Raw genomic sequence first — 25,920 nt, 5'->3', positions numbered from 1 at the left:
TTAGCGCTATTCTTATAAACGGTCTGCTTAGTCCAGAATCGCGTGAATGTCGCTTTCTTTCATAATCAGATATTCTTTGCCTTCGTATTTGATTTCGGTTCCGGCATATTTCGAGAAGATCACGCGGTCGCCTTCTTTAACTTCCAGCGGTACACGCACTCCGTCTTTAAGAGCTCCGCTGCCGACTGCGATGATTGTGCCTTCCTGCGGCTTCTCCTTGGAGGAGTCCGGAAGCACGATACCGAAAGAAGTGGTTTCCTGTTGCTCGCTTGCTTCTACCAATACGCGTTCACCTAATGGCTTGATCATGAAAAATAGCCTCCTTTGAAATTATGTGGTTTAACTTGAAAACATAGATTGATACCGGAGAACCGGTAAGGTTACCCGGCTGTCGGGTCAGGCAGCGGCACAGCTTCAGCCAGCTGATTCCCTATTACCCGGCAGTATTAGCACTCAACCATCTTTAGTGCTAACAACAATTTTTATGATACTCAACTTGAAGGCGGATTTCAAGTCCTTTTGCGTAAAATCAGCTGCTTCCTTCGGAAAAAAATGGTTCTCCAGGTTTGTCCGGCACACACTCACATACATTCTATCCACCGGAAGGCAAAATATGCCTCCCGGCATTAAAACCTGACCCCTTACAGCTGCTCCCGCTTTACATACCTGGCCTCCCGCGCCGCCTCCTCCGCCAGCTGCCTGCGGTAGACAAAGGCCGAGAGGAACACGCTGAACTCGTACAGCACAAGCAGCGGTACCGTAACCAGCAAATCAGAGATGAAATCCGGCGGTGTAATCACAACCGCGATAAATACCAGGGCGAAATAAGCATACCGCCGCATCCGGCGTAGCCGCAGCGGATTCAGAACCCGCAGCTTGGTCAGGAACATGACCAGCAGCGGCAGCTCAAACAGCAGCGCCAGCGGAAGGCACAGGCTGAACATAAAGCTGAAATAATCAGCAATGCCATAAGTCTCCTCCAGCCCCATGCTCCGGGTAACGGAGATGGTAAACGACAGGGCCATAGGAAAGACAATATAATAGGCAAATAACAGACCCAGAATAAACAGCACCGACACATACGGAACGTACCGCAGCGCAGCGCCCCGCTCCTCCGGGTGCAGGCCGGGGCTGATGAACGCCCACAGCTGGAATACGATAAACGGCAGGGATACTGCCAGGGATACCGCCATGGCGATCTTCATGTACATGCCTATACCGTCCCAGAAGGAGAAGGCATGCAGCACAAAGCCCCGGGCGTGGTCGGCAGCAATCAGGTATTCATAAACCGGCTTTGCCACAAACAATCCGCCGATCAGGCCGGCTGTGAACACAATCAGCACATAAATGATGCGTCTGCGCAGTTCGGCCAGATGATCAACCATTGACATTTCTTCCGCTTTCAGTGACATGATAGGCACCACCCGGATAACATATGTATAATACTCTTCGACAAAAAATAAAGGAGCGCCGCCCGGTCTTAAGCAGACTGAGAGAAACGCCCCCGCGTAATTAAAACGGTTATTCCGGCAGCTTCCGGTCCTGCGGAAGATCTGCAGCCAATGTCTGCGGGGCCGGCGCAGCAGCAGCTTCACTGCGCTTTGCCGGTTCCGGCTCATTGATAATTTCACGCGCCCCGTCCTTGAATTCACGGAAGGTACGTCCGACCGCCCGGCCTAGCTCAGGGAGCTTATTCGGACCAAAAAGCAGCAACGCCAGGATCACCAGTAGAATAATTCCGGGAGCACCAATACTACTCAGCATTCGTTATTCCTCCTCGCCTTTTGTCCGGTCATGGTAACTTTAGAAGTAGCTTAATAATACCATAACTTATATCACACATCCAATGGCTTTAATGCAGCAGAATGTGACATGGCAGAGGCCCGCTGAGACTATTGACGGTACTGTCCGGTTACCATGAGCAGCGCTTCCGGCAGCTGATCCATAATCGCTGCCAGATTCTCATGCACACCCTTCGGCGTGCCCGGCAGATTGACAATGAGCGTCCGGCCGCGGATTCCGCAAATGCCGCGGAAAAGCATGACCGCACGGTTCTTTTGCATCACAGTGCTTCTCATCGCCTCAGACATGCCCGGCACCTCGCGCTCAATCACCCGCCGGGTCGCTTCCGGGGTAACATCTCGGATAGCCAGCTCCGTTCCGCCTGTAGTCAGCACTAGATCGGCTTTGAAGTAATCAGTAAGCTCAATCAGTGCCGCAATAATCTCATCCTGTTCGTCCGGCACAATCCGGACCTCGATAATTTCACCGCCTAGCTCCTCTTCCACCAGCTCACGGATAACCTGGGCGCTCGTATCCTCCCGCTCGCCCCGGGATCCCTTATCACTTGCTGTCAGGATTGCTGTTTTCCACGCCATAGGTCGTTCCTCCCTCTCTGTTCTATGTATGGACGGCCGCAGTCTGCGGCTCTCCGCGCCTCTCCCTTGCAGCCCCCGGCTGTCTAAGCATCCAGCGCGTAATCCCCGTTCTTTCCGCCGCTCTTGGCTACGAGCATCGTCGGTCCGATAATCATATCCTTCTGCAGCGCCTTGCACATGTCATAGACAGTCAGCGCAGCCGCCGAAACCGCCGTCAGCGCCTCCATCTCCACTCCGGTCTTTCCGGTCGTCTTCACGGTTGCTTCTATATAAAGTTCATCTTTGCTGTTATCCGAGAAGGCAATATCTATACCGGTCAGCGGCAGCGGATGGCACATCGGTATCCAGCCGGACGTCTGCTTCGCAGCCATAATTCCGGCCACCTGTGCAACTGCCAGTACATCCCCTTTGCTGATTCTTCCTGCCTTGATCGCCTCAAGTGTCCCGGGATCCATTGCTACCTTGCTCTTTGCAGTCGCCGACCGCTTGGTGATCTCCTTGTCGCTGACATCCACCATGCGCGCGCGGCCCTGCTCGTTAAAATGACTAAATTCCATGCCGTCTCTCCTCCCGGAAATCCATGACGCCGTCTTCGGTAATTAACAGGTCCATGCAGGCATCATGATCTTCCATAGGCACTTCCTCCACCACCTGCTGGCTGAAGGACAGGCCAATCCACAGCGTATCTCTTCCTCGTGCAGGAGCCCCTGCATTCAGGCTGGCCCGCAACCGGTCGTAGTATCCGCCTCCGTAGCCCAATCTTCCGCCGCGCCGGTCAAATGCCAGTCCTGGCGCAAAAATAAGCTCCGGCCGGTGCAGCCGGACCTGCATATCTGCAGGGTCAGCTGCAGGCTCCAGAATACCGTATGCCCCCGGCACAAGCTCTTTCCATGAGTGTACCGGATGCAGGCTCATCATTCCTGTGGCTTGTATCACACGGGGCAGCAGCACTGTGCAGCCCGCTGCCCAGGCACTGCCGATCAGCGGGCGTGTATCCAGCTCCGAGCGGAACGGAACATAAGCAAGCAGCGTATTCACGCCATAACCTGCCATCCATTCCGCCGCATGCCGGCAGACCAGAGAAGACTGCTGCTCCCTCCGGTCTGCCGGGAGCTTGCCGCGTGCAGCAGCAGCCGCTGCACGCAGCTCCCGCTTCCACTCAGCGGTCCGGTCACTCCGGACTGTCATGTGCAGCCGCCTCCCCTTGCGTATTTACCTGGCTTATCATTGTTTGTAAACCCAGTTTACCACTCTTCTCCCCGGTTCGCCAAGGTTGTATCATTTCCCCTGTTATACGAATCGGAGAATCCCTCCCTCTCGCGCGGAAGAAGCTTTTCATGTAAACTGTAGTATAAGTAAATTTTACAGCCGGGCTATAACGCCAGGGCGAATATGCAAGGGCGGAGGGTTCAATCAGTATGCTTCTTCAAGCGACAGGAATTTCGAAATCATATGGTGTTCAAAGCGTGCTGGACGGCATCAGCCTGCAGGTGAACGAAAAGGAGCGCGTTGGTCTTGTAGGCGTTAACGGAGCAGGCAAGTCCACCTTTTTGCAGATTATCGCAGGTGAAATGTCCTTTGACAGCGGACAAATTCATAAATCCAAGGAAACAACCGTCGGCTATCTGGCCCAGAACAGCGGTCTGCAGTCTGACAAAACCATCCAGGAGGAAATGCTGGCGGTATTCGCGCCTTTAATTGAAGCGGAAGCGGAGCTGCGGCAGATGGAAGCCGATATTGCTGATCCGAAGCTGGCGGAGGATCCGAAACGGTACGAGGATCTGCTGGAGCGGTACTCCAAGCGCTCGGACTGGTTCAAGGACCACGGCGGCTATGAGATGAACACACGGATCCGCAGCGTGCTGCACGGTATGGGCTTCGGCGAGTTTGCACCGGATACGCCAATATCCACACTAAGCGGAGGACAAAAGACAAGGCTGGCGCTGGCCCGCATTCTGCTGCAGGCTCCCGATCTGCTCATGCTGGATGAGCCTACCAACCATTTGGATATTGAGACACTGACCTGGCTGGAGGATTACCTGCGCGGCTATGCCGGCGGCATTCTGGTCGTGTCCCATGACCGGTATTTCCTCGACAGGCTGGTTACCACTATTGTAGAAATAGAACGGCATCAATCCCGTCGTTACACGGGCAATTACAGCCGTTATATGGAGCTGAAGGCGGCAGAGTATGAAATCCGCATGAAGCAGTATGAGAAGCAGCAGGAGGAAATCTCCCGGATGGAGGATTTCGTGCAGCGCAATATCGTGCGCGCTTCCACCACCAAACGGGCCCAGAGCCGGCGCAAGGCGCTGGACAAGATGGAACGCATCGACAAGCCGCTCGGCGATCTGAAGAAGGCCAGCTTCTCCTTTGAGCCTGACTTCATGTCCGGTAAGGAGGTGCTGCAGGTGCGTGACGTCGCTGTAGCGTTCAGTGAAGCGGCAGCGCCGCTCTTCCGCGGCGCTTCCTTTGAGCTGCGGCGCGGAGAAACGGCTGCGCTGATCGGACCGAACGGAATCGGCAAATCAACGCTGCTGCAGTGCCTGACCGGCACCCGGGAGCCTTCCGCCGGAACCGTCAACTGGGGCGCTAAAGTCAAAATCGCCTACTACGACCAGGAGCAGACCCGTCTCAACCCGCGTAACACCGTGCTTGAGGAGCTTTGGAGTGAATATCCGATGCTGGAGGAGGCACGCATCCGCACAATTCTCGGCAACTTTCTGTTCAGCGGTGAGGACGTCCTGAAGAGGATAGCTGCACTGAGCGGCGGGGAAAAGGCCCGGGTGGCCCTCTCCAAGCTGATGCTGCGCGGTGCCAATATGCTCATACTCGATGAGCCTACCAACCATCTGGATCTGGTCAGCCGCGAGGTGCTGGAGGCGGCACTGATTGATTTTGAAGGCACCCTGCTGTTCATATCCCATGACCGTTACTTCCTGAACAAAATGGCTGAGCGTGTCCTGGAGCTGCATCCGTCCGGCATCGACCAGTATCTCGGCAATTACGATGATTACATTGATAAGAAAAAAGAGCTCGAGGCTATCGCCCTTGAGGAAGCCGGACTGGTCGCAGCCAAAGCCGCACGGATTGCCGAGGCTGAGGCTGCGGATAAAGGCAGCGCCTCTTCCTTTGAAGCTGACAAAGCAGCCAAACGCGAGGAACGCAACCGCCTGCGGCGGATTTCTGAGCTGGAGGAGGCCATTGCCCGCCTCGAGGAGGAGATTGCCCTCATCGAGAATGAAATGACCAAACCGGAGATTTATCAGGATTATATGGCGCTACAGCAGCATGAAAGCGACCTGAAGGCTAAGAAAGAGCAGCTTGGCCTGCGGTTTGAGGAATGGGAGCAGCTTGCTGACGAATAATGTAAACCGGCTTCAAAAAAAATTTTAACTGTTCCAAATTTGTTCATAATCACTTATCCACATGCCCATCCACAGATTTGGTGCATAACCTTGAATAAAAAAAGCCCCTAAGGGGCTTTTTTTATGCATAAAATCAACATTTCTTTTGTCAAGTACTTTTTATCCACCGAATTGTCCACATTATCCACAGTTTACACATAAACCTCACATTGAAAAGTTCCCCATTTCATAGGGGTACGAAACAGGCGTTATTGCTGATTTTACACGGTTTTTACACAAGTAAGGCGGAATATGTGGATAACGTTGTCCACAGCTTGACAAAACCAGCATTCGCTAATTTTCTACGCTTTCAGACAAAGCCCTTTGCTGTAAAAAAACAGCTTATTTTACCTGTACATCACCTTAGCTCCGGCTGTGATCCCGTTTGGACAATCCTGCCCGTTCTCTGGCCTGCAGCCTGGCAGACTCCGGTCCTTTGTCAGCTGGTCCCGCAAACTGTCCGAAGCTGTCTGCTCTGCCGCTAGACAGCCGTCTCCCGGCTGTTCTCCGCGCTGGCGGACAGCAGCGCCGCATTGCAGGCAGCCACATAGGCAATCCCCGCCGCCATAACAATATCCTGATGGATGGCTGTGCCCCTGAATTTGGCGCCTTCCCACTCCACCATGACAGCCGCTTCAGCCTGGGCCTGCTCCCCGCTGCCCAGTGAATGCAGCTCAAGACCGGCAAACCCGATGCTTTCCGTGATGCCAAGACTGATGGCTGCAATGACCGCCTCCAGCGGGCCGCTGCCTGTGCTGGTATAGGCCTGCTCTGCTCCTGTCTGCAGGTTCCGCACGGTAACTGCAGCTACCCGGCGCGGTGCACTGCCGGCCAGCACCTGAACCTCACCCAGCTCGTAGAACTGCGCCTGCTGTCCGGTAGTGCTGCTGACCATCCGCAGAAGCTCGTCGTCGCTGACAGCCTTCTGGCGGTCCGCCTTTTCCTTAAAGGATTCATAGAGCGCATCCAGCTCTGCCGCATCCAGAGCTATTCCGTATTTGGCCGCACGGTCCTTCAGCGCATGCCTGCCGGAATGCTTGCCCAGAATAATCATGCTGCGCGGAATACCGAGCCGTTCCGGGTCCATGATCTCATAGGTGCTGCGGTCCTTCAGCAGACCGTCCTGATGAATACCGGACTCGTGCTGGAAGGCATTCCGTCCGACTACCGGCTTGTTGAAGGCAATCGGGAAATGCATCGCCCCGCTGATCATCCGCGAGGTTTCATACAGCTTATCCAGTACGATTCCCGTCTCTGCCCCAAGCACATCCCCTCTGGTCTCAAGCGCCATAACCAGCTCCTCCAGGGCACAGTTTCCGGTCCGCTCACCGACACCGTTCACCGTAACCTCAATTTGTGTTGCCCCTCCCTCAATTGCTGCCAGGCTGTTTGCTACAGCCAGCCCCAGATCGTTGTGGCAATGGGCGCTGTAGCTTACGTTCTGTCCGCCTCTGGCTCCGAGGCGCACCCGCCGGAACATCTCTCCGTATTCATGCGGCAGGGCATAGCCGACTGTATCCGGCAGATTGATAATACTGGCCCCTTCTTCAATGACGGCCTCAACCATTTCAATCAGATCGTCAATTCCTGTCCGGGCCGCATCCATCGCGGTGAATTCCACCACATCGCAGAACTGGCGGGCATAGGCCGTCATTTCACGGGCGGCTGCAACAACCTCAGGCCGGCTCATGCGCAGCTGATGGCGCAGGTGAATATCAGAGGAGGAGATGAACAGGTGAATCCGCCGGCGTGCCGCATCCCGGGTTGCCCGGACAGCCGCATCGATATCCCCGCGCACCGCGCGGGCGAAGCCGCAGATTTCCACGCCCTCTACTTTACGGGAAATGGTCTCCACAGCGGCAAAGTCCCCCGGACTCGAGACCGGAAAGCCCGGCTCAATCACATCGACTCCCAGCCCGGCCAGCTTGTGGGCCAGCACAATCTTCTGCTCAGGAGTCAGACTGGCACCCGGTGCCTGCTCGCCGTCCCGCAGCGTCGTGTCAAAAATCTGAATACGTTTCTTTACCGGAATAATCATCATGAACCCTCCTGAAATGTTAATTTTAGATTGCAGAACACAACAAAAACCCGTCGTCTCTTTAAAGAGACGACGGGTTTCACCCCTCCGCGGTACCACTCTTGTTGACGCATCCGGCCCCCTGATTCTCGGGCAGCCGTAAGCTGCGTCCAGCTCACCCTATACTTAACCGAGGTCCAGCGCAGGCATAGCCCGGCAAGTACAGGTGTCCGGTAACGGGGACTGCCGTTGCGGCGTACTTCCTTATTTCCGCCGCTCCGCTCCCGGGCGAGATTCAATGCTTCTTGGGTGACTGCGTTGCACCAACCCGCAGCTCTCTGCACACCTTCAACATCTACTGCTCCCGTTCATCGCGTGTAATCTTTATATAAAAGCATACAAAAAAGCCTGCCGTCTCATTCAAGAGACGACAGGCTGTTCACCTTCGCGGTACCACTCTTGTTGATATTCCGGCTTAGCCATCATACACAGCCTGCAGAATATCCACTCAACAGTCAGCAAGCTCATCAGGATACCTTAAGCATTACCCAGCACTTGTCTGACCACCCTCTCACGGAGGTTACCCGTAACGGTGTACGAAAGGTCCGGCACATTGAGATGCCGTTAATATTCCTCTAGAAAGAATATCCCGCTTCCACCGCTCCGCTCCAAGACGAGTTCAGGTTTCCTTCGGCTGCGTCGCACCAACCCGCAGTTCTCTTAACCCGGAATTACCCTACTGCTTCTCTTCATTGCGTTTCATTATTTGGATTGGGTTGATTATACGTTTAACGTTCAAAAGATGTCAATAGGCAGAAACAGACCACTTCTCCAGCGATAAGCCCGGATCCGCAACCATATCCAGCGGCGTACTGCCGTTATGCCGCCATTTCACATAGGCTGCTGCCCCAATCATAGCCGCATTATCCGTGCAGTATACCGCAGGTGGAATAATCAGCTCGATGCCTTCCTTTTCACAACGGGACACCAGTGCTTCCCGCAGCCCTTTGTTGGCGGCAACTCCGCCGCAGAGCAGCAGCTGCCTAGCCTGGTTGGCTCTGACAGCACGTACAGCCTTCTCCACCAGCACTTCAACGACGGATTCCTGGAAGCCGCGGGCAATACCGGCCACATCCGGAGTCAGGCCCTTCATCTTGCTCTGGTTGACTACATTCAGCACCGCCGACTTCAGGCCGCTGAAGCTGAAATCATACGAATCCGGCTCCAGCCAGACCCGCGGCAGGGCTACTGCCTCCTCAGCTTCACGGGCCAGCCGGTCAACATGCGGGCCGCCCGGATACGGGAAGCCCAAAGCCCGTGCGACCTTGTCATAAGCTTCGCCCACTGCATCATCCCGGGTGCGCCCGATAATCCGGAACTCCCCTTCACGCTCCATATTTACAAGCTCCGTGTGCCCGCCCGATACAACCAGCGTCATACACGGATACTGCAGCTCCTTAACCAGCCGGTTGGCATAAATATGCCCGGCGATATGATGGGTACCGATCAGCGGCTTGCCCCAGGCCAGCGCCAGGCTCTTGGCGGCCACGACACCGACCAGCAGCGCGCCGACCAGCCCCGGGCCCTGCGTTACCGCAATGGCCGTAAGCTCCTCCGGCTGTACACCGGCTGCTGTCATTGCCTCCTCAATCACCAGAGTGATGACCTCCACATGCTTGCGGGAGGCAACCTCCGGTACTACACCGCCAAATGCGCGGTGGGTTTCGATCTGGCTGGAGATGATGTTCGCCAGCACCTCACAGCCGTCCTTGACAACAGCTACCGAGGTTTCATCACAGCTCGTCTCAATAGCCAATATAAGTACAGGCGCAGCTGCACCCGTTTCTGTATTCATTTCAGATCCACTCTTCCTTCCATCATTCCCTGCTCCCCGTAAGCCGGCAGATCGGCCCACATAATGAGCGCATCCTCACGGTTGTCCGAATAGTAGCCCTTGCGGGTACCCGCCGGACGGAAGCCTTTTTTGCGGTACAGGTTCTGGGCCACCTCATTCGAGACCCTGACCTCAAGTGTTATTGATTTCATGCCCAGGAAGCCTGCCGTTCTCATCAGCTCGTCGAGCAGCCTCTCTCCCCATTTGCGTCCCCGGTAAGCCTCAAGGAGCGCTATATTCGTCACATGCGCCTCATCAACAATAGCCCACATCCCGGCATATCCGATAATGCGGCCCTGCAGCTCCATCACCATATACTTGGCAAAATGATTATGCGTCAGCTCATTGCGGAACGCTTCCTCAGTCCACGGCATGGTGAAGGCTTCCCGCTCGATCACGAGAATTTCCGGAATATCCTCAAGCTTCATCAGGCGAAAAACAAGCTCGCTCCCCTGATCTCCCACTATCATAGGCTCCGTCATACTTGGCCTCTGCTCCCTTCACTGCTCCGGCGCAGATTGGCTTCCGCTTCAGAAAGCTGGGTATAGTTCGGGATTAACCCGTGAACCTCATCACCGCCTGCCAGCAGTCCCGTCTCACCGAGAAAGCCTGCCCAGCGCCCTTCCAGCTCGTACGGCAACGGCTGTATTTCAGCCTGACCAATCAAAGGCTCGATGCTTGCATGGCTTGCATGCTGGGCGGTTTCACCTACGAACCACAGGATGCGCGGCTTGCTGCCCTCTGCCTCCGCCTGCTTCAGCCGCCCGGCAAGATGCGTTACCCAGTCGGCCATAAGCCGGATTGCATCCGGTTCAAGCCGCTGCGGAGCAGCCTCGCCATCCGCAGCAAACAGCCCGGTATAGGCTTGTCCGCGGCGCGCATCAATCAGCGGGATAATCCAGTCGGGGCCATACACGCCGGCTTGTCCCGGCTCAGCAGCCGGCTCTTCCGCCCGCTTCTCCAGCGCGGCGGCATACCCGCCCCAGGCAATTGCATGCAGGCTGGATACGCCGGTAACCTGTACCTTCCAGGCCCAGGCCAGTGTCTTCGCCGTGGATACCGCAATGCGCGTTCCGGTGTAGGACCCCGGGCCGACGCCGACGGCAATCCCCTTCAGCATCGAGGCATCTGTACCGCTGGCCTGCATGGCCTGTTCAATGATCGGCAGCAGATGCACGGAATGATTCCGCTCCCCGGATGCATTGATCTCATGCAGCACCCTGCCGTCCTCCGTAACAGCCACACCGAGGATGGCCGTCGAGGTATCCAGCGCCAAAAGCCGCTTACGCGGCCCGTTATTATCGTTCTTCATCGTCCGTTACCCCACTTCTCAATCAGCTCACGGCACAGCCCGCCATACGGCTCACCGGCTGCCTTCACCGTTATCAGGCGTTCTTCCGGCCCGGCCGTTTCCATGTATAGGTGCAGATGCTGCTGCGGCATCAAATCTGTAATGATACTGCTCCATTCCACCAGGCAGACTCCCTGCCCGTAGAAATATTCATCAAGCCCCAGCTCGTCCGCTTCCTGCGGAGAAATCCGGTACACATCCATATGGTACAGCGGCAGGCGCCCGTTGTATTCTTTGATAATCGTAAAGGTAGGACTGTTCACAATCCCCTCTACACCCAAATGGCGCGCAAAGGCCTGCGAAAAGGCCGTCTTGCCGGCACCGAGGTCACCGTCCAGGCCGATCACCATGCCTGCCGATGCCGCCCCGGCTATCGCAGCCGCAAGCAGCTCCGTATCCCGAAGGCTGTGTGAACGGTAAGTTAATACCGTTTCAGCATTATTGTCCAAGCTGCAACTCCACCTTATATAGTATCCTTCAAAGACATGAACCGACATAGCATTACAATACTTTTAATTATATCGGTATGCTCCTGGTCCCGCAACAATCCCCTCATTCCCGGCCCTTAACTGCACGGGAAGTTTGCAGCTGTCTGCCGACTTGCTTAGGCGAAGGTGCGGAAAACAGGCTGTGCAGCGCCATTCCGGCAATGATCACGGCAATTCCGGTCCAGGACAGCAGTGAAGGCAGCGGGGCAGACAGAATCAGCAGCTCGCCAATCAGGGCGAACAGCACCTCCAGAGACTGGGTAGCTTCCACCGCAGCCAATCCGCTCATGCTGCTGCGGACCATGTCCGTAGCCCGGAAAAACAGGACGGTGGCAATTACACCTGAGGACAGCGCGACTATGACAGACTGTAGGGTCTGAGAGCCGGAGGGCAGTCCGGTATCTGCCAGGCCGATAAGCGATAAAATAAGCCAGAACGGCAGGCTGGCCAGTGTCATGCCGAGGATACGCTGGAACACATCCAGCCGGTCCCCGCACAGCTCCATAGTCTTGCGGTTTCCGAGCGGATAGGCGAAGGAGGCGATCAGAACCGGGACTATGCCCAGCAGCACCTGTGACAGAGCCAGCTCCCGGGCATGCTCAGCCTGGAGCAGCGCTACACCGGCAAGGATAACCAGTGACAAGCCGAGTCCGCGCAGCGGAATCCGGCCCCGTTCATAGATGCGCGCACCTCCGGGACCCGCAATCCATTGCCCGAAGAGAGGGGCCAGCAGCGAACCGGAAATAATGGTGATCTGCCAGGTCCCCGCGGTCAGCCAGCCGGGCGCATAGGCAGCCGCGAAGCAGATCGGCGCGTAGAACAGCCCGAAGCCGACCGTCCCCCATAGCAGCCAGGCTCCGGGGCGCTCCTTCATCGCAGTAAGCAGCGGCTTCAGCCTGCCTCTTCCCGCAACAATCGCCACCAGAAACGGCAGCGTGAATAAATAGCGCAGCGAGGCGCTCCAGGCCCAGCTTCCTCCAGCCAGCTCCATCCGCCGGTTAAGAACAAAGGTTACCGCAAAAAACAGCGCCGAACAGACGCCAAGCATAATAGGACGCACGCTCATCATCTCTTTCCGTCAAATTCACCTCCCAAATATAGGGTCAGGCTGCTGCCAGCGTCAACCCTTGTGTCAGCTGTACGGCAGCTCGGACTTCTAAGCCATTTGTGCTCAATACCGGCTTAAACGCCATTCTGGACAAAAAAACAGAGCAGCAATCATCCATAGTCCGGATTGCGCTGCTCTGCTGCTATTTATGGTTCCTCTCTGCCTTGAAAAACGGTTCTGCACCAGAAAATAATCAGGTCCTATTGGGGAGTCAGGCTGCCGGCAATATCCAGCAGCTCCGCCTTGCTCTGCACAGTGTTCCGGGTATCGGTCAACGTATATTCCACACTGCCGTCCGCGCTGCTCCACTGCAATTGCGATTTGAGCTTGCCGTGATGCGGCCCAAAGGAGGTGAGCATCATCTCCTGCCCGTTAACCTGCACCTGCTCATCCTTGTCCCCCGGCAGTAAGGCCAGTGTAATGCCTGCCGGAAGCCCGCTGGCCGGCTCGGCGCGGAGGCTCAGCTCCTCTCCCTTACGGGTATAAGTCAGCCAGGTTTCAACGCCGCTCCATGGCAGCATTTCAGAGACGACCTTTTGGCCGGTTGCCGTGGATTTTTGCTTAAATTCATCTCTGAGCTTCATGTATTCATCCTGGTAAAATAATGGAATATCAGGGCTGATAGTCGCATCCTTCAACGCATACTCTTTCGGCAGCCAGGACGGAGCCATTAATACGCCACCGCCCATAGCGGATAATTTCTGTGCCGCTTTACTCACAGAGGTATAGCTAAACGGCATATAGCTGATATTCAGGCTATCCAGCTTGTTGATTTTGGCATCATTTACATAAACGGCCCGCATTTCCCCCGCTTTCAAGGGAATCTCATATACCTTAATCAGCAAAGCATCGATTGAGGATGACTCAGCAGGCTTGGCCGTTTCCGTCACCATAATGCCATTGCTTTTATTCTTCAGCTTGTCAGGCAGCGTTCCTGCTGCTCCGGCAGTTCCGGCAACCGCGCTGAGCAGCATGGACAAGCACACTGCGGCAACAGCCGCTTTCTTTGTATGAATCATGATGAATCCTTCCCTTCGGTTGATTTATTGTTGCTGCAGCACTCTTGTAATGCCGCCCGTCTTCCAAAAGGGACAATAAGCCTGAAAAAATTTTCCTATAACAACTAGAACAAGTCATTTCATGGATTTAAAATGCCGGCGGCGATGATCTCCCATTGTTCTCTGGTCAGCCGCTGATCCGGCGGTTCCGGTATCGAAGCAAACCCTCCATAGGCGCTGTCATACCAATACAGTCTGCTTTTTGAAACCCCGTTCAGCTCTTCACCGCCGGCAGCCCCGGAAATGAACAGCAGCTCCTGATCGGCGAAGGACCAGATTTCGGCAGTCTGGCCCCTGTATATAGGGATTTGAGAAGGGCCGGTCGTTACTGCGTTATTCCAGAACACATTTAGAGTAAGCATCTGGCCGCCGCCTTCCCGGTAAACCAGCTCGGCGCTTGCAAAATCCTTCAAGGTCCATAAGGTTATGGCGAGCGGATTCCCGTCCGGAGAGGATTCAGCTTTAGCCTTAAGTTCCTTCAGTACCTGCTGATACTGTGGCTCAAACACAGAGGGCGTTTCCGCGGACATCCGGCCTTCCGCAAACCGGAAACCGCCTATAGCCTCAGGAGGCAGTGAAAGGCTCCATTTCCCCGTTTGCTCCCGGGCTGCTGAAAACTGCGCATAGTTATTATATTGAACAGAGGAATGCGTGAAAAAAAGAGGCTCCCCATAACCCAGCCCTTTCATCAATGAAATCAATTCACTGTCATTTACATAGTAAGCCGCCATCTCGCCCGGCTCTAAAGCCGCTTGCGCCTGAAGTTCATATTGTTCCCTCAGCTTACTATATCGCTCCCGCGCTGAAGAAGATCCTGTATAAGATGGCGTGTAGGCCTTCCACACGGAGCTCCTCAGCTGTGCTACCACTCTGCCGCTGCTGTCCTTCAAGGCCAGAACCTGCCCATCCGTCTGCCGGGTAACCGCAAAGTCCGGACGCAATTCCTTTCCCAGGATTCCCTGGTCCGTTACATTGCGGAGAATGCCAAAGCCAGCCAGCCCAAGCAGTGCGACTGCACAGAGTCCAGCCTTCAGCCTTCTGCCCCGCTTCGCCGCAGGAAGCTGCGGCGGCGTCTGCTGTTTTACCATAACAAGCGTCTGCGTATCTGTTCCTAACGGCAATGTTCTCAATGAAGCCGCCGCTCTGTCCCCGGAAGAAATTTGTTCGTCATGAATGGCCCGTACCCGCTCCATAACTGAAGACTTGACATCAAAGCTGTTGAAATCTTCACCGGAGCCCATGCGTCTTATCCATTTTTCTTCAGTAGAGATGCGCTCGTCCAATTTTCCTCCCCCTCTCTATGAGCTTGCAGCATGTTAGTGAGCTTAATGATCGTGCGCTGGTATCTTTTTTTGACCGTATCCGTATTTTTCCCCAGGATAGCGGCCATTTCCGCAAAGCTTTGCTCTTCAAAAATCCGCAGCACCAGCAAATTGCGTTCCTCCGCTTTCAGCCGGGAAAGCGCCACAGCCAGCGGTTCATCAAACAGGTGACGGTCCATAGCCTGCTCCGGGCTCTCAGCATATTTCTGCGGCCTCAACAGCATTAACAGCCGGTTGTGCCGCTGGCGCTGGCGGATGATATGCAGGCAATGATGATATGCGATTTTATAGAGCCATGAGGAGAAGCTGACCAGCGGACGGTATTGGCCAATATTTTGATAGGCTTTAACCAGAATCTCCTGTACTGCATCCTCAGCCTCAGCCGCATTGCTGAGCAGACGGCTGCAGTAACGGTACATCGGCTTTTGAAAAGTCTCAACAATCTGCCCGTACGGCTCCACTTCACCGTTCTGCACCCGGACAACGAGGTGTTCCATCTCATCCAAAGTCGGAAACTCTCCTCTCTTATTCCTAACACTCCTTATAAGCAGCGAATGAGGTCAAAAGGGACATTTTGCATAAAAAAAAGTAAACGGCGCCTTCTTTCCCTTCTCCGGGGAACCACCACACCGATGCAGCATTAGACTTTGATCCATACCTTCATTATGACTTCAGCAGCCTGCCCTGTTAATAACAAAAAGGCCCGCAGATGCCTACTCTCAGGCTCTGCGGGCTTACATGCCGAAACGAATCGGTCAATCTAAACACAACATGCTATTTCTCCTGCTCCTCCAGCCGGTCTACTCCAACTGTATGGGTGTTGGTTGGACGTGAGCCAACCTGTACCGTTGCCATTCCATTTTCCTCGTCCACACGCTCAATCCAAACCGACTTCCCGTCCAGGTGAACCGGGATCATCTCCTTGGATGCATATATATCCTTTGCCCGTTGAATGTCCATGAATTCAGGTCTCCTTCAAGTTTGGTTACACTTCATCCGCCTCTGGCTCACCGATTGTATCTTCGGCATCGAGATATCCGGCCTCCGGACCGGAATCCTCTTCATCCGGATCACCAACAATACCGGACCAGTCCACAACCTCGGCGGGAATATCCTGCTCAGACAGGTCGTCCAGCCACTCCTTACGTTCCTCGTCCACGATATCCCTCCTTTTTCTAAATGATGCATGCCACGCGGAAGCCGCTTTTATAGGCCCGGCTTTATTTTTTCCCAAGGCTCGCAAAAAATGCATCAGGGTAGAAACAGCGCCGTCACAGCATACTAAGCGGTAATTACATCGTTATGTTCAGTTCATACAGCACTTATACTCAGGAGGCGATATCCATGCATACCGTTTGGAAAGGGGCCATCAGCTTCGGCCTTGTGCATGTCCCGGTCAAAATGTTCTCGGCAACCGAGGATAAAGACATTTCCCTCAGGTACATCCATAAGGAATGCGGAAGCCCGCTGTCCTATGTGCGCAAATGTCCGGTCTGTGAAAAGGAAGTGAACTGGGAGGAAATCGGCAAGGGCTATGAATATGAAAAAGGCAAGTTTGTCCTCTTCGACAAGGAGGAGCTGGAGCAGCTGACCGAGGAGAGCAGCAAAAGCATTACCATTCTGGACTTTGTGGACCTGACGGAGATTGACCCGATTTATTTTCAAAAAACCTACTACCTGTCCCCGGACCAGGCCGGCAGCAACGCCTACCGGCTCTTAATGGAGGCGATGCGCCAGACGGGCAAAATCGGAATCGCCAAGATTTCCATCCGTTCCAAAAGCAGTCTGGCGGCCATCCGGGTGCTGGAAAACTGTCTGGCGATTGAGACGATTTTTTATCCGGATGAGGTACGCCCGGTTACGCAGGTTCCGGGACTCCCGGAAGCCGGAATTGTCAGCGACAAGGAGCTGGAAATGGCCAAGCTGCTGATCTCCCAGCTGTCCACCCCGTTTGAGCCGGGCAAGTATACCGATGACTACCGCCAGCGGATGCTGGATCTGATCTCGCACAAAATTTCCGGCGAGGAATTCCACATCGCCCCGGCACGGCAGGAGAGCAATGTGATCGACCTGATGGCCGCGCTGCAGGCCAGTATCGAGGCGGTCCAGCATATCCCGAGCGATCCCGGGACTGCTCCCGCCGCCGCTGCCGGCAAGTCCAAGAGTGCTGCCGGCACACGAAAAAGAACAGTCAAGGCCAGCGGTGCCGAAGCTGTACCCGGCACTCCTGTGATCAGCGAAGCTACCGGACCCATTCCGGTCATTGCGCCAAAAGCCAAACGCCGCAGCACCAAAAGCAAAGAAACCGTATCTTAACTTATCCTGTTCAGCCACCAAGGAGGCAGTGTAATGGATCTGAAGCCGGTTAAGCCATTCGAGCCGATGCTTGCTGCACAGCTTCCTGCCGGCAGCCAGTGGATCGCGCAGATTAAATGGGACGGTGTCCGGATGCTCTCTTATTATGACGGAGGCCCCATAGAGCTTGTAAACCGCCGGGGCAACCGGCGCACAATGCAGTATCCCGAGCTGACGGCAGAGGGACGTTACTGCCGCGCAGACAGCTATATTCTTGACGGTGAGGTTATTGCCCTGAGCGGGGGGAAGCCGTCCTTTCACGAGGTGATGCGGCGTGACGGCGTAAGAAGCGAAGCGGCTGTCCGGGCGGTACAGCCGCAGGTTCCGGTGCTGTATATGGTATTCGATATTCTGTACTGCAACGGTGAATGGCTGCTGGACCGGCCGTTGTCCGTACGCCAGCAGATCCTGCGGGACGTGCTGCTGCCCCACCCCCATGTGCAGAATGTGCCGAGCTATTCAGATCCTGCACAGCTGTTCGCCGCTGCCTGCAGTGGAGGGCTGGAGGGCATTATCTGCAAGGATACAGGCAGCACCTATGCTCCGGGCGGCAAGGATGCGCGATGGCTGAAGCGCAAGAACATTCTGGATGTGACCGCTGTAGCCGGAGGGGTCACCTTCCGGGACGGCATCGTGAATGCCCTGCTTCTCGGACTGTATGACGATGAAGGCAGGCTTCACTACATCGGGCATGCCGGGGCTGGAAGAATGACGGCAGCAGACTGGCGTAATCTCACTGCGCAGGCGCACAGCCTGGCCCTGCCGTCATCGCCCTTTGCAGCCATGCCGGAGCGCAGCAAGGATGCGGTGTGGATTAGCCCCACCCTGGTGTTCAAGCTGCATTTTCTGGAGTGGAACCCGTCCGGCACACTGCGCCAGCCGGTTATCCAGGCGCAGGTGGATCTGCCGCCGGATGCCTGCCGGCTGGAGCAGCGCGGCTGAATGTTCTTAGAAAGGAGGATTTCGAATGCCTGCAGCCCTGAAAGGCACAATAGTCATCGACGGACAGGAGATAACCGTTACGAATCCCGATAAGCCGCTCTGGCCGGAGATGGGCATTACCAAGCGGATTTATCTGCAGAAGCTGGCTGCCCTGTCCCCTTACCTCCTGCACTACTGCAGGAACCGGCTGCTTACCGTCATCCGCTATCCGCACGGCGTGCCGGGAATGTCCTTTTACCAGAAGAATGCCCCTCAGCCCAGGCCGGCATTTATCAGGACAGCCGTGCAGGACGGGATTGAGTATATCGTCCTGCACGGCTTGCCGGAGCTGCTGTGGCTGGGCAATCTGGCTGCACTTGAGTTTCATCCTTCCCTGCATTATGAAGGCAGCGATCTGCCCTGTGAGTGGATGATTGATCTTGATCCATCCCTTGAGGTGGAGCCGCGGATAATGGAGGCAGCCGCCCTGGTCGGCGAGGTGCTCAAGTCGCTGGGCCTGGCCTCTGTTCCCAAAACCTCCGGGGCAACAGGGGTTCAGATTATTGTCCCCGTGCGCCAGGGAATTACCTTTGAGGAGCTGCGGAAGACAGGGCATTTCATCGGACGTTATGTGACCGAGAAGCGCCCTGACCTGTTCACGCTGGAGCGGTTGAAGAAAAACCGGGGCGACAGGATCTATTTCGATTACCTCCAGCATTACGGCGGAAAAACACTGGCCGCCCCTTATACCCCGCGCGCAAGGCCGGGGGCAACCGTATCCACGCCGCTGCTATGGGAAGAGGTTGCCCGCAACGTTTCACCGCTGGATTTTCATCTGCTGAATATTGAAGAACGGCTGGCCCGCACTGGTGATCTTATCGCAAAGGTTCCCCCGCAGCCTGTAGGCGAAATTGCCGCGAAGCTCCCCTGACCTGGTCCCGGAGACAGCCATAAGCCCGCAATTGCCTATATCAGGCTGCGGGCTTATCAGGCGTCCAGCTTTTGGACGGAAGGTATTATATATGAGAATTCGGTGCAGCTTGCTGCAGGCACCGGATTGGTTACTCTGACTTTCGTAAATATACCTTCCTTCAGACCGCGTATCCGTTCCCCCGGATGACGCTAGTGGATTGATTTCTTTTTAAAGCGGCCGCCTTTAACATCGTGGATATTGCCGATCGCAATAAAGGCGTCGGAATCCCAGTCTTCAACAATGGATTTAAGCTTCGCTTCTTCCAAACGTGTAATGACCACGAAGATCACTTTTTTGTTTTCCCCGGAAAAGCCGCCTTCACCATCGAGATAAGTAACTCCGCGTCCCAGACGTTCTGTCAGCGCTTCACCGATATCACGGAATTTGTCGCTGATGATCCAGACCGATTTGGACTGGTCCAGGCCCTCGAGTGTAATATCGATCATTTTGAAAGCAATGTAATACGCAATTAAAGAAAACATGGCGTTATTCCAGCCGAAGACAAAGCCCGCCCCGGACAGAATAAAGAAGTTGAAGAACATCACCACTTCACCTACCGAAAACGGCAGCTTCTTGGCGACCAGGATAGCCACGATTTCAGTGCCGTCCAGCGAGCCCCCGTATCTGACTACGAGTCCCACACCGACGCCGAGAATAACGCCGCCGAACACTGCTGCCAGCAGCGGTTCAACGGTTATCGGATTTACCGGATGCAATAATTGTGTGCCGATGGACATTACAACTACCGCAAACAATGTGGACAAGGCAAAGGTTTTGCCGATCTGCTTGTAACCGATAATCAGAAACGGAAGGTTGAGCAGGGTCAGCAAAATGCCGAGAGGAATATGAAAAATATGGGATAGCATAATGGAAATACCTGTTATTCCGCCGTCAATCAACTCATTGGGAACGAGAAAAATTTCCAGCGCAACGGACATCATTCCCGCGCCGAGCACCATCATGATAATCCGATGGGCCAGCCGCAGCCTGGCCGCCTTCATAGAACCGGCTTTCAGAGGCTTTTTCTCATCCTCACTCGTAAAGATTTGCTGGCTTACATTCATAGAACTCCCCCTATAAATAAGTATCCAAAGAATAACGGAAAGTATAAGGTTCAAGGTACACTTTCTTATGCTTCTTCTCGTACTTACATTATATCATAAAAGGCGGTCAAATAAGGTATGGAACATATTCGCGCCTTAGAAAAGTTAAGGTTTAGTCCTATTTTTGGTCATAATAGCGGAGATAACAGCTGACAAAGACCTTGAATCAACTTGACATTCCTTCCGCGCCTCATGAACTTATCGGGATCAATAAACTCGCTGTGCTTCAGATCCTTTTCGAAGGCCTCCGCCAGCCCGGCAACCGTATCAGGAGCAAGCAGCACCGCCGTCAGCTCAAAATTGGAATAGAAGCTGCGCATGTCCAGGTTAGCACTGCCTGCCGCCGCGAGCAGATCATCGATGATCATTACCTTGGCATGCATGAAGCCAGCAGTATAGCGGTAGAACTTCACTCCGGCATCCTGCAGATTCTCCAGATAGGACAGAGACGCCGCATAGACGAGCTTATTGTCCGGTTTGCCCGGAATGATAATCCGCACATCCACTCCGCCCAGCACCGCATTCTTCAGCGCCCGGCAAATCGCAGGATCAGGTATAAAATAAGGCGAGGTAATCCAGATCCGCCTCCTGGCTGCGCAAAGCGCACCAAAAAACATCCCCTGTGACGCGTCTATAGCCCCGTCTGGTCCGCTCGCAACAATCAGCGCTGCTTCCTCCCCCTTACAGTGATGCTCCGGAAAAAAACGCGGGTGGCTCAGCAGCTCTCCTGCCGCCAGCTTCCAGTCCTTCAGGAATACATCCTGCAGATCATATACCGTATCCCCCTCCAGCTGCAGATGAGTGTCACGCCAGTAGCCCATTTTGGGATCTTTGCCTAAGTAATCGTCCCCCACATTCATCCCGCCTGTAAAACCGACCAGACCGTCGACCACCACAATTTTGCGGTGATTCCGGTAATTGAACCGGCGTTCCAGCAGCGAGATCAGCGGAGGCAAAAAGAAATGCATCTCCACCCCCGCATTTTTCAGCGTCCGGATAAACCGCCTGCTGAGTCCATGACTGCCCAGACCGTCGCACAAAAGCCGGACCTTCACCCCCTGCCGCGCTTTGCGGATCAGCGTATCCTGGAACTGCTCTCCAATCTCATCATCCCGGAAAATATAAAATTCCAGGTGAATATGCTCACGTGCAGCCTCCATCGCCTCCAGCATGGCAGCATAGGCAACGCCTGCATTCAGCAGCACCCGGCAGTGATTCCGGCCTGTAATCTTCATGCCCGACAGCCCGGAGAGCAGGCGGAGCAGCTGCTCCCGGCCGGTAAAGGCGGGATTGCCGCAGTCTTCAGGTTTTTTGACCATTTTTATTTTGCCGCTGACATGGGTACGGATTTCCTGTCGCTTAGCAGGGGTACAGCGCCTGCTTACTCTGCGGCTCTGCCAGTAATCCCGCCCTAGGAAATAATAGAGTGCAAGACCTGCCGGAGGACAGCAGAAGCTGAGGAACAGCCAGGCCAGCGCCCTCTGCGGGCGGCGGTATTCAAGCAGCAGAATAACCGCAGTCTGCAGCACAAAAAGGCCCAGTAAAACCGCTATGATTTTCAATCCGTCACCTCCCCCGGAATCCCGGCATACAAGTTCTGCTGACATGCTGTTTTCCTATCCGGACATGCCTTATCTAGTACAGGTTTTGCCGTAACTCTCCCACTTTATTCAAGCAAACCGTTGTCATGTTCATCCAGCAGCCGGAATACATAGAGTAATAGGACAAATCGGATGAGCCCTGCTGATTATTGCCGGAGCGCTAATTCCACAGCCTTACAAGGCGGCGTCCAGCCGCAGGAAGGAGAAGCTATGAAAACCCAGCATAAGGATAACCGGATTACCCTGCTTGTTGTCCGTGAAGCCGGACGTCCGGTCAGACAGCTCCAGCTGTCCAAGCCGCTTGCCCTGGTCCTGCCGGCTGCCGCCGCCCTGTCCATTTCCAGTCTGGTCACCTCGATGCATTTTCATGCCTCACGCTCCATTGCGGAGCTCGAGGCCGAGGCCGCTGCCTTGTCACTCGCCAATCTCCGCATGGAGGTAAAGGTGGCCGACAAGGACCATACGCTGCAGCAGCTCCGCAGCCAGGTTACAGAATTGTTTGAGGAAGCCGAGACCATTAAAGACAAGCTCAAGAGTGTCAGCGAGCTTGAGGCACAGCTGCAGTCACTGATTGAAACCGAGGAAGATAGCGAGGCAGACACGGATGCAGACAGAGATTCTGCCTCCACCTCAGGAAGCATTCCGGCTGCAGAGTCAGGAAACCGCCTTGCCGCCTATACCGCGGCAGCTGCCGTTAACACCAGAGCCGCTGCAGCAGGAGGAGTACATTCCAGCTCCGCTGTCACTTCCCTCCCCGCTGTAAGCTTCCGCCTCGGGGCCGTCACTTCCGCAATCAGGAGCACTGTAACTCCCCAGGTCGGCGGAGAATATATCGCCGTTTATCAGGATGACCCCCTGGGGCTGGTGCAGGAGGCGCGGGATGATTACGAGGAGATCCGCAGCCTGCTCGATGAGCTGCTTGCCAGCCTGTCCGCCACCATTACTGAGGCGAAGGAGGTGCAGAGCGCAGAAGCCCAGCTCCAGGCCAAGCAGGCGCTAGCCGAAAAAGCCAGGCTGGCACCGGCAGTCATCTGGCCTACCCGCTCCAAAGTCATCACCTCAAGCTTCGGCTACCGCTCTGACCCGTTTAAAGGCGTCTCTGCCTATCACTCCGGGATTGATATTGCCGGCAGCATCGGGGACCCGATCTATGCGGCGATGGACGGCGAGGTTACAGCCTCCGACCAGATGGGGGCAAGAGGCAAATACATTATTATCAAGCATGCCAACGGGCTGGATACCTGGTATATGCACCTGAACAGTATGTCCGTCTCCGAGGGTGAGCGGATCAGCAAGGGCCAGCAAATCGGGACACTCGGCAACACCGGGCGCAGCACCGGCCCTCATCTTCATTTTCAGGTCATCAAGCAGAATAAGGCCGTTAATCCTCTGAGTTATGTAAAACCTTAATTCAATTTCCGGGAGGGAATAATATGTGGGGCAGACGCAAGCAGGTTGCACCGTTCAGGTCTACGGATTCGCTGATCGGCCACGGCGGCAATCTGGAGGGCAAGGTGCAGTGTGATACCAATCTGCGGATTGAAGGGAACTTCAGCGGGGAAATCCAGTGCCAGGGGACCGTAACCGTCGGCGAACAGGGCACTGTACGTTCCTCTATTAAAGCGAAGGCGATTATTATTGCGGGAAAGGTATACGGTGATGTCACTGCCGACCAGCGGCTCACTATGACCGAAACCGGACAGCTGCACGGCAATATTATGGCTGGCACGCTGAGCATTATGGAAGGCAGTGTGCTGAACGGCTCTATAGCCACCGCTGAGCCGGCTGCTCCTCCCTCTTCTGAAAGCCGTACCGGAGCCGGGAATGCCAGCAGTGCGGATAAAGCAGCTAAGCGCGCCGCCAAACAGCAGGCGAAACGTGAAGCAGGCTAAGCGGGCACTGTCCGCTTAGCCTTTTTTTGTATAAGGTATTCTTTTTACGCGGCAACATCCCGCTTCTTAAAGACGAACCAGGAAACTGCCAGAAACAGCACATAGTAAGCAGCGAGCACCGCTACCGAAAAGCCGAGGCTGACCCCGCCGGGTCCGGTATCACTAATCAAATAGCCCCGCAGATCCATATGCGTGAAAATCAGATAATTGGCCCATTCGAAGCGTTCGGGACTAAAGAGAGTAGCAAATATATTCTTGGTAAACATGATAAACAACGACAGGCCGATCGCCAGGCCGCTGGCCCGAAAGACACTGGAGACCATAAACGCCAGCGCCGTTGTCAGGAACAGCTCGATATAACGGCAGAATACATCCATAAATGAATATTCCGCCGGGCTCCAGGACATCAGATTCATCAAGCTGGAAGAATCGGATCTGGAGAAAATCAGCGAAGAGCCGTAACCAAATGCAATCAGGACAGCTGTACTCAACAGGCTGAACAGCACCACAGAGATATATTTCGAGAGCAGAATTTTGGAACGGCTCCATGGGCGGATCAGCAGCAGCTTAATGGTACCCCAGGAAAACTCGCTGGCGACTGTATCCGAAGCGACTACAACCGCAAATATTGTGTTCAGAAAAAAGGAGATGCTTACCGTCATCTGAAAGTTATCCCATACTCCCGTACCGGACGGATCACCTGTGCTTGTATAATAGATCAGAGCCGGAAACAGCGCGCTCATTAATGCCAGAATAAACAGCATAATCCACGTACGCACACGGCTGTAGATCTTGATGTTCTCATTATGTATGAGAGCTGCAAACTCACCCAATGCCTTCACCTCCGGTAATTTCCAGGAATTGATCCTCGAGCGACCGTGACAGCGCTCTGATGCTGTATATCTTGAAGCCTGCTGCCACAAGCGCGGCATTCAGCTCAGCAATCTCCTCACGCCCGGCTATAAGCGAGATTCCCCCATTTTTTAACACACCTTGTCCAAGCAGGGCCAGCGCCCCTTCAGGGTCATTAACCTCAAACAGCGTTTCCGTGACCGGCAGCACAGCATCTCCCACAGCCTTGAGCTGCTTGACATCAATCAGCCGGCCGTTCTGGATGATCGCCACACTGTCGCACATCAGCTCCATTTCAGAGAGCAGATGACTGGAGACAAAGACGGTTGTTCCTTCCGTCTGGCATAACCGCCGCAGATAATCACGCAGCTCACGGATACCCTGCGGATCAAGACCGTTCGTAGGCTCGTCCAGGATCAGCAGCTTCGGCCGGTGCAGCAGGGCCTGGGCTACACCCAGCCGCTGGCGCATGCCCAGCGAGTAGGTTTTTACTTTATCGTTAATTCTCTGGCCAAGTCCGACCAGCTCCACCACCTCATCAATCCGCTGCTTCGTAACGCCGGGGACCATCCGGGCATACTGCCGTAGATTCTGATAGCCGCTGAGGAACTTGTACATTTCCGGATTCTCTACAATTGCGCCGATATTCGCGACAGCCTCCTCGAAATGATCCTTAATACTGCGTCCGCAGATCAGGATATCCCCCTGGCTGATGGAGATCAGGCCGACCATCATGCGGATCGTAGTTGTTTTACCGGCACCGTTAGGGCCGAGGAATCCAAAAATCTGCCCGGGCGGAATGTCGAGCGTCAGATCGCTGACCAGCGTTTTGGAGCCTATTTTTTTGCTTACCCCCATCAGGCTGGCAACAGGCTTATTTGCTGATTCTGCTGTGACTGGCATACCTTCACTTCCTTTCTTTTGTTATAAAATGACCTGATTTTAAATTGAACCAAGAAATATTCTGTTTAGGATTAGCCGTGACTCCAGAGAATATTTGGACTACCGGCCCCGCGGTTGAAATCCGCAGACAGCTTATGACTCCGTAGTGAGCTTTTCCCTTAACATCAAATTTCCAGCCCAATCTATATAAGCATTTCATTTTATATATTTTTCATATTACCACATCCTGTCTTTTTCCTGAAAACAGGGGGAAAAGGAAGGGATGACCAACTTAAAGATGATTTAAGCGGGCTGAGC

General features: G+C 54.7%; 27 protein-coding genes and 1 other annotated feature. Of the genes, 6 read left to right on the top strand and 21 right to left on the bottom strand.

Going from position 1 to position 25,920, the window contains the following annotated elements; genetic code table 11:
- Nucleotides 1-27 precede the first annotated feature (27 nt).
- From groES to R70723_RS04705, 6 genes are all read right to left on the bottom strand, one after another.
- Nucleotides 28-309, bottom strand: coding sequence for a co-chaperone GroES (gene groES / locus R70723_RS04730; protein ID WP_039870185.1), 282 nt, complete (start codon nt 307-309; stop codon nt 28-30).
- A gap of 332 nt (nt 310-641) precedes the next feature.
- Nucleotides 642-1,412 (bottom strand): twin-arginine translocase subunit TatC, encoded by a 771-nt coding sequence (gene tatC / locus R70723_RS04725; RefSeq protein ID WP_039870184.1) that lies wholly within the window; start codon nt 1,410-1,412, stop codon nt 642-644.
- Between the two features lie 109 nt (nt 1,413-1,521).
- Nucleotides 1,522-1,761 carry a twin-arginine translocase TatA/TatE family subunit gene (gene tatA / locus R70723_RS04720; protein ID WP_039878252.1) on the bottom strand — a complete coding sequence of 80 codons (240 nt, stop codon included), beginning with the start codon at nt 1,759-1,761 and terminating at the stop codon, nt 1,522-1,524.
- Nucleotides 1,762-1,892: 131 nt separating this feature from the next.
- Nucleotides 1,893-2,378: a MogA/MoaB family molybdenum cofactor biosynthesis protein gene (locus R70723_RS04715; RefSeq protein WP_039870183.1), complete on the bottom strand. Its 486-nt coding sequence runs from the start codon at nt 2,376-2,378 to the stop codon at nt 1,893-1,895.
- A gap of 83 nt (nt 2,379-2,461) precedes the next feature.
- A complete protein-coding gene (gene moaC, locus R70723_RS04710) occupies nt 2,462-2,935 on the bottom strand; it encodes a cyclic pyranopterin monophosphate synthase MoaC (RefSeq protein ID WP_039870182.1) in 474 nt (157 codons plus the stop codon).
- Nucleotides 2,925-3,566, bottom strand: a complete 642-nt coding sequence (locus tag R70723_RS04705; RefSeq protein ID WP_039870181.1) for a 5-formyltetrahydrofolate cyclo-ligase — start codon at nt 3,564-3,566, stop codon at nt 2,925-2,927. Before R70723_RS04705 ends, moaC begins: the two co-directional genes overlap by 11 nt.
- A gap of 230 nt (nt 3,567-3,796) precedes the next feature.
- Between R70723_RS04705 and R70723_RS04700 the strand changes: the two genes are divergently transcribed.
- A complete protein-coding gene (locus R70723_RS04700; RefSeq protein WP_039870179.1) occupies nt 3,797-5,746 on the top strand; it encodes an ABC-F family ATP-binding cassette domain-containing protein in 1,950 nt (649 codons plus the stop codon).
- 520 nt (nt 5,747-6,266) lie between these two features.
- Here the strand turns inward: R70723_RS04700 and R70723_RS04695 are convergent.
- From R70723_RS04695 to R70723_RS33260, 11 genes are all read right to left on the bottom strand, one after another.
- The gene (locus R70723_RS04695) at nt 6,267-7,823 is read right to left on the bottom strand and encodes a 2-isopropylmalate synthase (protein ID WP_039870178.1); all 1,557 of its coding nucleotides are present in this window, start codon (nt 7,821-7,823) and stop codon (nt 6,267-6,269) included.
- Nucleotides 7,824-7,885: 62 nt separating this feature from the next.
- Nucleotides 7,886-8,183 (bottom strand) — a binding site (T-box leader).
- Nucleotides 8,184-8,607: 424 nt separating this feature from the next.
- Nucleotides 8,608-9,657: a tRNA (adenosine(37)-N6)-threonylcarbamoyltransferase complex transferase subunit TsaD gene (tsaD, locus tag R70723_RS04690; protein ID WP_039870176.1), complete on the bottom strand. Its 1,050-nt coding sequence runs from the start codon at nt 9,655-9,657 to the stop codon at nt 8,608-8,610.
- Entirely contained in the window at nt 9,654-10,178 is a 525-nt protein-coding gene (gene rimI / locus R70723_RS04685; RefSeq protein ID WP_231574823.1) for a ribosomal protein S18-alanine N-acetyltransferase, read from the bottom strand. Before rimI ends, tsaD begins: the two co-directional genes overlap by 4 nt.
- Nucleotides 10,175-11,008, bottom strand: coding sequence for a tRNA (adenosine(37)-N6)-threonylcarbamoyltransferase complex dimerization subunit type 1 TsaB (tsaB, locus tag R70723_RS04680; protein WP_039870175.1), 834 nt, complete (start codon nt 11,006-11,008; stop codon nt 10,175-10,177). The genes rimI and tsaB overlap by 4 nt, the downstream gene beginning before the upstream one ends.
- On the bottom strand, nt 11,005-11,496 hold the full coding sequence (gene tsaE, locus R70723_RS04675) for a tRNA (adenosine(37)-N6)-threonylcarbamoyltransferase complex ATPase subunit type 1 TsaE (protein WP_039870174.1): 492 nt from the start codon (nt 11,494-11,496) through the stop codon (nt 11,005-11,007). The genes tsaB and tsaE overlap by 4 nt, the downstream gene beginning before the upstream one ends.
- A gap of 103 nt (nt 11,497-11,599) precedes the next feature.
- Nucleotides 11,600-12,595, bottom strand: a complete 996-nt coding sequence (locus tag R70723_RS04670; RefSeq protein WP_039878249.1) for a DMT family transporter — start codon at nt 12,593-12,595, stop codon at nt 11,600-11,602.
- 248 nt (nt 12,596-12,843) lie between these two features.
- Complete coding sequence (locus R70723_RS04665) at nt 12,844-13,662, bottom strand: hypothetical protein (protein ID WP_039870173.1); 819 nt, start codon at nt 13,660-13,662, stop codon at nt 12,844-12,846.
- A 119-nt stretch (nt 13,663-13,781) separates the two neighbouring features.
- Complete coding sequence (locus R70723_RS04660) at nt 13,782-14,984, bottom strand: hypothetical protein (protein WP_144027138.1); 1,203 nt, start codon at nt 14,982-14,984, stop codon at nt 13,782-13,784.
- Complete coding sequence (locus tag R70723_RS04655; RefSeq protein ID WP_231574901.1) at nt 14,948-15,520, bottom strand: RNA polymerase sigma factor; 573 nt, start codon at nt 15,518-15,520, stop codon at nt 14,948-14,950. Before R70723_RS04655 ends, R70723_RS04660 begins: the two co-directional genes overlap by 37 nt.
- A 277-nt stretch (nt 15,521-15,797) precedes the next feature.
- A complete protein-coding gene (locus R70723_RS04650; protein WP_039870170.1) occupies nt 15,798-15,983 on the bottom strand; it encodes an H-type small acid-soluble spore protein in 186 nt (61 codons plus the stop codon).
- 25 nt (nt 15,984-16,008) lie between these two features.
- Nucleotides 16,009-16,182: a hypothetical protein gene (locus tag R70723_RS33260; RefSeq protein WP_156123779.1), complete on the bottom strand. Its 174-nt coding sequence runs from the start codon at nt 16,180-16,182 to the stop codon at nt 16,009-16,011.
- A gap of 185 nt (nt 16,183-16,367) precedes the next feature.
- Between R70723_RS33260 and ku the strand changes: the two genes are divergently transcribed.
- The 3 genes from ku to ligD are packed head-to-tail and all read left to right on the top strand — an operon-like array spanning nt 16,368 to nt 19,230.
- Nucleotides 16,368-17,339 carry a non-homologous end joining protein Ku gene (gene ku, locus R70723_RS04645; protein WP_039870169.1) on the top strand — a complete coding sequence of 324 codons (972 nt, stop codon included), beginning with the start codon at nt 16,368-16,370 and terminating at the stop codon, nt 17,337-17,339.
- Between the two features lie 33 nt (nt 17,340-17,372).
- Nucleotides 17,373-18,320 carry an ATP-dependent DNA ligase gene (locus R70723_RS04640; RefSeq protein ID WP_039870167.1) on the top strand — a complete coding sequence of 316 codons (948 nt, stop codon included), beginning with the start codon at nt 17,373-17,375 and terminating at the stop codon, nt 18,318-18,320.
- 25 nt (nt 18,321-18,345) lie between these two features.
- Complete coding sequence (gene ligD / locus R70723_RS04635; protein WP_039870164.1) at nt 18,346-19,230, top strand: non-homologous end-joining DNA ligase; 885 nt, start codon at nt 18,346-18,348, stop codon at nt 19,228-19,230.
- 191 nt (nt 19,231-19,421) lie between these two features.
- Here ligD and R70723_RS04630 read toward each other — a convergent pair whose 3' ends face one another.
- Both R70723_RS04630 and cls read right to left on the bottom strand, forming a co-directional pair.
- On the bottom strand, nt 19,422-20,273 hold the full coding sequence (locus tag R70723_RS04630; RefSeq protein ID WP_047171328.1) for a YitT family protein: 852 nt from the start codon (nt 20,271-20,273) through the stop codon (nt 19,422-19,424).
- Between the two features lie 230 nt (nt 20,274-20,503).
- Nucleotides 20,504-21,937, bottom strand: a complete 1,434-nt coding sequence (cls, locus tag R70723_RS04625; protein ID WP_039870162.1) for a cardiolipin synthase — start codon at nt 21,935-21,937, stop codon at nt 20,504-20,506.
- A 249-nt stretch (nt 21,938-22,186) separates the two neighbouring features.
- On the opposite strand from cls, the gene R70723_RS04620 reads away from it, so the two are divergent.
- Together R70723_RS04620 and R70723_RS04615 are read left to right on the top strand one after the other, a co-directional pair.
- On the top strand, nt 22,187-23,386 hold the full coding sequence (locus R70723_RS04620; RefSeq protein ID WP_039870161.1) for a peptidoglycan DD-metalloendopeptidase family protein: 1,200 nt from the start codon (nt 22,187-22,189) through the stop codon (nt 23,384-23,386).
- Nucleotides 23,387-23,409: 23 nt separating this feature from the next.
- Complete coding sequence (locus tag R70723_RS04615) at nt 23,410-23,868, top strand: bactofilin family protein (RefSeq protein WP_039870159.1); 459 nt, start codon at nt 23,410-23,412, stop codon at nt 23,866-23,868.
- A 44-nt stretch (nt 23,869-23,912) separates the two neighbouring features.
- Here R70723_RS04615 and R70723_RS04610 read toward each other — a convergent pair whose 3' ends face one another.
- Nucleotides 23,913-24,701, bottom strand: a complete 789-nt coding sequence (locus R70723_RS04610; RefSeq protein WP_039870157.1) for an ABC transporter permease — start codon at nt 24,699-24,701, stop codon at nt 23,913-23,915.
- The gene (locus tag R70723_RS04605) at nt 24,694-25,623 is read right to left on the bottom strand and encodes an ABC transporter ATP-binding protein (RefSeq protein ID WP_039870156.1); all 930 of its coding nucleotides are present in this window, start codon (nt 25,621-25,623) and stop codon (nt 24,694-24,696) included. Before R70723_RS04605 ends, R70723_RS04610 begins: the two co-directional genes overlap by 8 nt.
- Nucleotides 25,624-25,920: the final 297 nt, after the last annotated feature.

Source organism: Paenibacillus sp. FSL R7-0273, assembly GCF_000758625.1.
In the GTDB taxonomy this organism is placed as follows: Bacteria; Bacillota; Bacilli; order Paenibacillales; family Paenibacillaceae; genus Paenibacillus_AQ.
The sequence above is the reverse complement of the archived record's forward strand: the minus strand, read 5'-3'. Positions and strand labels throughout refer to the sequence as shown.

What these genes read in the sequence shown, in the direction of transcription:
- R70723_RS04665 (WP_039870173.1), bottom strand. Translation starts at nt 13,662, where the DNA reads ATGATTCATACAAAGAAAGCGGCTGTTGCCGCAGTGTGCTTGTCCATG.
- groES (WP_039870185.1), bottom strand. Translation starts at nt 309, where the DNA reads ATGATCAAGCCATTAGGTGAACGCGTATTGGTAGAAGCAAGCGAGCAA.
- tatC (WP_039870184.1), bottom strand. Translation starts at nt 1,412, where the DNA reads ATGTCACTGAAAGCGGAAGAAATGTCAATGGTTGATCATCTGGCCGAA.
- ku (WP_039870169.1), top strand. Translation starts at nt 16,368, where the DNA reads ATGCATACCGTTTGGAAAGGGGCCATCAGCTTCGGCCTTGTGCATGTC.
- rimI (WP_231574823.1), bottom strand. Translation starts at nt 10,178, where the DNA reads ATGACGGAGCCTATGATAGTGGGAGATCAGGGGAGCGAGCTTGTTTTT.
- R70723_RS04640 (WP_039870167.1), top strand. Translation starts at nt 17,373, where the DNA reads ATGGATCTGAAGCCGGTTAAGCCATTCGAGCCGATGCTTGCTGCACAG.
- R70723_RS04630 (WP_047171328.1), bottom strand. Translation starts at nt 20,273, where the DNA reads ATGAAGGCGGCCAGGCTGCGGCTGGCCCATCGGATTATCATGATGGTG.
- ligD (WP_039870164.1), top strand. Translation starts at nt 18,346, where the DNA reads ATGCCTGCAGCCCTGAAAGGCACAATAGTCATCGACGGACAGGAGATA.
- R70723_RS04695 (WP_039870178.1), bottom strand. Translation starts at nt 7,823, where the DNA reads ATGATTATTCCGGTAAAGAAACGTATTCAGATTTTTGACACGACGCTG.
- tsaD (WP_039870176.1), bottom strand. Translation starts at nt 9,657, where the DNA reads ATGAATACAGAAACGGGTGCAGCTGCGCCTGTACTTATATTGGCTATT.
- R70723_RS04700 (WP_039870179.1), top strand. Translation starts at nt 3,797, where the DNA reads ATGCTTCTTCAAGCGACAGGAATTTCGAAATCATATGGTGTTCAAAGC.
- R70723_RS04655 (WP_231574901.1), bottom strand. Translation starts at nt 15,520, where the DNA reads ATGGAACACCTCGTTGTCCGGGTGCAGAACGGTGAAGTGGAGCCGTAC.
- R70723_RS04705 (WP_039870181.1), bottom strand. Translation starts at nt 3,566, where the DNA reads ATGACAGTCCGGAGTGACCGGACCGCTGAGTGGAAGCGGGAGCTGCGT.
- tsaB (WP_039870175.1), bottom strand. Translation starts at nt 11,008, where the DNA reads ATGAAGAACGATAATAACGGGCCGCGTAAGCGGCTTTTGGCGCTGGAT.
- R70723_RS04715 (WP_039870183.1), bottom strand. Translation starts at nt 2,378, where the DNA reads ATGGCGTGGAAAACAGCAATCCTGACAGCAAGTGATAAGGGATCCCGG.
- moaC (WP_039870182.1), bottom strand. Translation starts at nt 2,935, where the DNA reads ATGGAATTTAGTCATTTTAACGAGCAGGGCCGCGCGCGCATGGTGGAT.
- R70723_RS04605 (WP_039870156.1), bottom strand. Translation starts at nt 25,623, where the DNA reads ATGCCAGTCACAGCAGAATCAGCAAATAAGCCTGTTGCCAGCCTGATG.
- R70723_RS04615 (WP_039870159.1), top strand. Translation starts at nt 23,410, where the DNA reads ATGTGGGGCAGACGCAAGCAGGTTGCACCGTTCAGGTCTACGGATTCG.
- R70723_RS04650 (WP_039870170.1), bottom strand. Translation starts at nt 15,983, where the DNA reads ATGGACATTCAACGGGCAAAGGATATATATGCATCCAAGGAGATGATC.
- R70723_RS04620 (WP_039870161.1), top strand. Translation starts at nt 22,187, where the DNA reads ATGAAAACCCAGCATAAGGATAACCGGATTACCCTGCTTGTTGTCCGT.